General features: G+C 44.4%; 5 protein-coding genes and 1 pseudogene. 4 read left to right on the top strand and 2 right to left on the bottom strand.

The window, feature by feature from the left end; translation table 11 throughout:
- From AWV70_RS25030 to AWV70_RS22180, 4 genes are all read left to right on the top strand, one after another.
- Positions 1 to 478 (top strand): DUF445 domain-containing protein (locus AWV70_RS25030; RefSeq protein WP_235588819.1); only part of this gene is annotated, 478 nt, incomplete at its 5' end.
- 11 nt (positions 479 to 489) lie between these two features.
- On the top strand, positions 490 to 840 hold the full coding sequence (locus tag AWV70_RS22190; protein WP_060210617.1) for a YlbF family regulator: 351 nt from the start codon (positions 490 to 492) through the stop codon (positions 838 to 840).
- A 170-nt stretch (positions 841 to 1010) separates the two neighbouring features.
- Positions 1011 to 2519 (top strand): coproporphyrinogen III oxidase, encoded by a 1509-nt coding sequence (locus tag AWV70_RS22185; RefSeq protein ID WP_060210618.1) that lies wholly within the window; start codon positions 1011 to 1013, stop codon positions 2517 to 2519.
- 122 nt (positions 2520 to 2641) lie between these two features.
- On the top strand, positions 2642 to 3421 hold the full coding sequence (locus tag AWV70_RS22180; RefSeq protein WP_060210616.1) for an enoyl-CoA hydratase: 780 nt from the start codon (positions 2642 to 2644) through the stop codon (positions 3419 to 3421).
- A 217-nt stretch (positions 3422 to 3638) separates the two neighbouring features.
- Here the strand turns inward: AWV70_RS22180 and AWV70_RS22175 are convergent.
- Together AWV70_RS22175 and mgsA are read right to left on the bottom strand one after the other, a co-directional pair.
- Positions 3639 to 4849: pseudogene (locus AWV70_RS22175) on the bottom strand (IS3 family transposase).
- Between the two features lie 207 nt (positions 4850 to 5056).
- A complete protein-coding gene (gene mgsA, locus AWV70_RS22165; protein ID WP_235588818.1) occupies positions 5057 to 5473 on the bottom strand; it encodes a methylglyoxal synthase in 417 nt (138 codons plus the stop codon).
- Between the last annotated feature and the right edge of the window lie 2 nt (positions 5474 to 5475).

The following is a 5475-nucleotide window of genomic DNA, read 5'->3' as shown; positions in this document are numbered from 1 at the left end:
GAAATTCATCAATGCACCAGGTACCCACAATTTACTGCATTCATTGATCGATAAAGAATTTACGAAGCTTCAAAAGCGTCCGATGGAAGAACTGCTTGCAGGTTTCAAATGGGAGGAACTGTTTACTTCCATTAAAGCATATGCTAACAAGGAACTGGCGCTGAACTCACGTCTGGACAAAACAATCCAAGAATACTGGCCGGCGGGTTCCGCATGGACTGCGGACAATTTGACGCCAAAAGTTACGCAATTCGCTTTCGATCAAGCTCAAAAGCAACTGGAGCAATCATTGAAAAAGCTGAAGCTTGACGAAATTGTCAAGGAACAGGTCGATTCTTTCCCGGTTTCTGTTCTGGAAGACCTTGTCCTAGGCATTTCAAGGCGCGAATTTAAAATGATCACTGTCCTTGGTGCGTTGTTAGGTGGTATTATCGGGATTGTGCAAGGGTTGATCGTCTTATTCACAAACTTATCGTAGGGGGAAAAATAATGACTGTTAATATTTATGATGACTTGAACAAATTGGAGTCGACACTTCGGAAGACTGACGAATATGCAGAGGTGAAAAAAGCGATCGAGGAAGTGAAAAACGATGAGCAGGCGCTTGAGCTGTTCAAAAGCTTCCGCAAAATCCAAATGACACTTCAGCAAAAGCAAATGCAAGGTGAAGAAATTGAACATGAAGAGCTGGAATATGCGCAAAAAACGGCGCAATTGGCTCAGCAAAACGAAAAGATCATGCAAATGCTCCAAGCGGAAATGAAATTGAGCGGCTTGATCGAAGAAGTGAACCGTGTCTTGATGAAACCAGTTCAGGAAATGTACGAAACGATGCAATAAAACCGGCTCAGCCGGTTTTTTTGTGTTATTATTTCAATTAGCTAAAGCCGTTACGAAGAACGGCTTTTGCGAACAGAGATCTTCTGCGACCCTAAGGGAGCAATGTTTTCTGCGACCCTAAGGGAGCAAAAGCGTAGCGTTGAGAGCAATTAATGAAAGTTGGAGTAAAAATGCAAAAAATAATCCTGACAAAATCATTCGAACAAGATTGGATACGGATGTTCACCCATCTTGCCAACCTTTTCTTCGAACAATCGAAAGTCATCACCGACATGGAGGAAGAAGGAATCTTTGTCGATTTATCCATAAATAAAGACAGCGAAACAATTCATGGCTATGCCCATTTAACACATGATGGCAATGAATTCAGCGCGACGTTTACTGAACAAGTGACAACGGACAATACCGAAACGGAGATGCGGCAGCTGAAAAGGGTTTATTCCCACGTATTCCTCGATGTTTTGGAGCAGCTCACCGGGATGGAACAATCTTGGGGAATCCTTACCGGCATCCGGCCGATGAAACTTTTCCATAAATACCGCCAGCAAGGACATGACGTCGAAGCGGCAAAACTTCTGTTAATGGAGAAGCACCGGATCTCTGAAGAGAAAAGTGAATTGCTTGCGACGATTGAAAACGTCCAGTTAGGGGCAATCCCCGATTTGCATCACATTCAAAACGATGTGAGCATTTACATCGGCATTCCGTTCTGTCCGACAAAATGTGCGTATTGCACGTTTCCGGCTTACGCAATCCATCGGAAAAATGGCCGCGTCGAATCTTTCCTCGACGGGTTGCATGAAGAAATCCGTGAAATCGGGAAATGGTTGACGGAGCGGGACATCAAGATCACAACAATCTATTTTGGCGGTGGAACTCCGACTTCGATTGAGGCTGACGAAATGGATGCTCTTTATAAAACGATGTATAACTCATTCCCTCATATGAAAGAAGTGAGGGAAGTAACTGTCGAAGCGGGGCGTCCTGACACAATTACGCCTGCTAAAATCGATGTCCTGAAAAAATGGGGCATTGATCGGATCAGCGTTAATCCGCAATCATATACTGATGAGACGTTGAAAGCGATCGGCAGGCATCACTCCGTCCAAGAGACGGTCGACAAATTCTGGCTGTCGCGAAATATGGGAATGAAAAACATTAATATGGATCTCATTATCGGCTTGCCGAATGAAGGGCTCGAAGAATTCCGTCATTCCCTCGACGAAACAGAGAAGATGCAGCCCGAGTCGCTGACAGTCCACACGCTTTCATTCAAACGGGCTTCCGAGATGACGCGGAATAAAGAGAAATATAAAGTCGCAGATCGAGAAACGGTTGAACAAATGATGGAAATGGGCGAGCAATGGACGAAGGAAAACGGCTATGTCCCTTATTATTTGTATCGCCAAAAAAACATCCTTGGCAACTTGGAGAATGTAGGATACTCGAAACCGGGCGAAGAAAGCCTGTACAATATTATTATCATGGAAGAAGTGCAAACGATCATCGGAATCGGCTGTGGAGCATCTAGTAAATTTATGGATCCTGCTACCGGTAAAATTACACAATTCCAAAACCCGAAAGATCCGGCTGCCTATATCCTGACCTTTGAAGAATATATCGAGAAGAAAATCGAACAACTGGAAAGGATTTTCCCTCAACCAATCCAAGTCGACTGACTGGCAAGAAAACCTTGACATTTAAAACAGTGTCAAGGTTTTTTCTATGAAAGAAGGGATTCCCGGATAAGTAGCGAATATGTAATAATGAATGGCTTTCATTTATGAAGGGGTGGAATGGAATGTACTCTACAATCGAACTGAAAACGGAAGGCCGGCTTGCCCGGTTGACGTTAAATAGGCCAACAGCAATGAACGCAATGGATGATGTCATGATGAACGAATTGGCAGATGCATTTGAAGCGTTGAAATCCGATAATGACGTCCAAGTGCTGATCATTCAAGGAGAGGGGAGAGCTTTTTCAGCTGGTGGAGATATTAAGAAAATGGTCGATCCGGATTCGCCGATGGATATCGGGAAAGTGATGGTCGATGTGTCGCGTTTGGCGAAAGCGTTATACGAGCTGCCGCAAATCACGATTGCCACGATACACGGGGCTGCCGCAGGACTCGGCTTCAGCATGGCGCTCGGTTGTGACGTCATCGTTGCTGAAGAGAATAGTAAGCTCGCGATGAATTTCATCGGCATCGGTCTTGTGCCTGACGGTGCCGGCCATTTTTTCCTGAAAGAACGGATCGGAATTCCGCAGGCGAAGCAGCTCATCTGGTCGGGTGAAGTAATGAATGCCGAGGCGGCAAAGGATAAGGGGCTTGTCGATCAAGTCGTTCCGGATGGAGCGGTTGGCCAAGCAGCAGAGGCGCTTGCCCAGAAGTTTCTATCGGCTCCAATCGCAGCGATGCTCGCATCTAAAAAGATTTTACATGAGCAGAAAATTGCCGAATTGGAAAACGTGCTGCGCATGGAAAGCGAAATGCAAGTCGCCATGCGTCAAACAGAAGATCATCTGGAAGGCATCAAAGCGTTCGTCGAAAAGCGTAAGCCTGAATTTAAGGGGAAATAAATACTGTCAGCATTAAGAGTTCTCGTTAACCGCGAAAGAGTTCTCGTTTATTCGCAAAAAGTTCTCGTTAACCGTGAAAGAGTTCTCGTTTATTCGTAAAAAGTTCTCGTTAACCGTGAAAGAGTGGTCTTCTGTCAAGAAAGTGGACACTATACAATGAGCACTTATTTTAAAAAGCCTACCGCGCTGCGCTTGGTGTACTTTCGAAAAAGAGCAGTTAAAAAGACAACTGCTCTTTTACGAAAGTTGCGGGTGGTTGTTGAGCGTTTTGCTCCTTATCATTCTGATAAGCCTTCTCGAAGTCATTTGGTGATACATAGTTCAAAGTGGAATGGCTACGTTTTTCATTATAGAATGAGATGATGTAGTCCAACACAGCCATTCTAGCTTCTTCACGTGTCATGAATTTCCTACGGTAGATGAGCTCCTTCTTGATCGTCGAATGGAAGGATTCGATACAGGCATTGTCGTAACAGTCACCTTTGCGGCTCATGCTGATCTTACATTTCTTTTCCTTAAGAAGATCAACGTAATCAGTCGATGCATACTGGCTTCCCTGATCGGAATGATGGATCAGCCCTTTTCTAGGAGAACGGAAAATTAGGGCTCTTTCAAGCGCTAGCTTCGGCAGTTCCTTGGACAGGTCTGCCGCAATATTGAAGCCGACAATTTTACGTGAAAAAAGATCCATGACAGTTGCCAGATAAAGCCATCCTTCAAGCGTCCAGATATACGTGATATCGGCGACCCATACCTTGTTAGGTGCGTCAACGCTGAAGTTACGCATCAGGAGATTAGGATAGATTGGATGGTCGTGATTGGAGTTTGTCGTCGTCTTGTACTTTGACGGCATCAATGCACACAATACAAGGTCCCGCATATAGTTGGCAACCGTCTTCTCGGCTAGAAAAACCTCTTTCTTCTCCAACTCTTTCTTGATGCGCGGGCTGCCATAAACCTGTCTCTTCTCGTAAAAAATATGGTTGATGAGTACATGTGCTTCTTCCTTCTTCGCTTGGGAGGGGCTCTTTTCTTTCGCTCGCCATTTATAGTAACCTGTCCTAGAAACCTGGAGTACCTGGCACAATCTTGACACGCTGTATTCCTCCCGATGTTCTTCAACGAACTCATAGATTACTGCGGGTTTCTTGAAAAGATGTGCATAGCCTTTTTTAGGATTTCATTCTCCTCTTGGAGATCACGAATTTGTTTTTCTAAGTCTCTTTGACGCTTCATTTGTTCAGTTGGGGTAAGATATTCAACGCCGTCTCGCTCCGCTTGGATCTTCTTTCTGTGCTCGCCTATCCATCTTCGTAACGAACCTAAGGGAACTCCCATTTCCTTGGAGACATCAGTCTGCTTTTTCCCTTCCTCCAACACAAGTTTGACTAAATGCTTCTTAAGATCATCATCAATTCTTTTACCCATTTTGGACACTCTCCGTTCGCATATTATTGTTATCTTAATCCAAACATGCTCATTTGATTGTGTCCACTTTTTATACTACCTTCAAGAGTTCTCGTTTACTCGCAAAAAGTTCTCATTAATCGTGTAAGAGTTCTCATTTGTTCTCAAATAGTTCTCGTTAACTCCCATAAAGTTCTCAATAAAATGTCTCAACAAAAAGAAAAGGACTTAATCCTCGACGGGATCAAGTCCTTTTGTTTTGTATTTATCCGCTGTGTCGCGCCATGTGAAATATCCTTTTTCGACTGCTGCTATCAACAACTCGGCAGTCGCGATATTCGTCGCGAGCGGTATTCCGTATACATCACAAAGTCGCAATAATGCACTTACATCGGGCTCGTGGGGTTGAGCAGTTAACGGATCGCGGAAGAAAAGGATCAAATCCAATTTTCCTGTAGCGACCATGGCGCCGATCTGCTGGTCTCCTCCTAGCGGTCCGGACATCATCCGGTTTACGTGAAGACCGGTTTCCTTCATAATCCGTTTTCCGGTTGTACCTGTTGCATACAGCTCGTATTTCGAAAATACATGTTTGTAGGCAATCGTGAAATTCACCATTTCATCTTTTTTCTGATCGTGGGCAATGA

This window comes from Sporosarcina koreensis (assembly GCF_001531445.1).
GTDB classification, from domain to species: domain Bacteria; phylum Bacillota; class Bacilli; order Bacillales_A; family Planococcaceae; genus Sporosarcina; species Sporosarcina koreensis_C.
Note: the sequence above shows the minus strand (reverse complement) of the source record. Positions and strands in the feature narration are given on the sequence as shown.

Excerpts from the sequence above, each read along its gene's own strand:
- AWV70_RS22180 (WP_060210616.1), top strand. The coding sequence starts at position 2,642 with ATGTACTCTACAATCGAACTGAAAACGGAAGGCCGGCTTGCCCGGTTG.
- AWV70_RS22190 (WP_060210617.1), top strand. The coding sequence starts at position 490 with ATGACTGTTAATATTTATGATGACTTGAACAAATTGGAGTCGACACTT.
- AWV70_RS22185 (WP_060210618.1), top strand. The coding sequence starts at position 1,011 with ATGCAAAAAATAATCCTGACAAAATCATTCGAACAAGATTGGATACGG.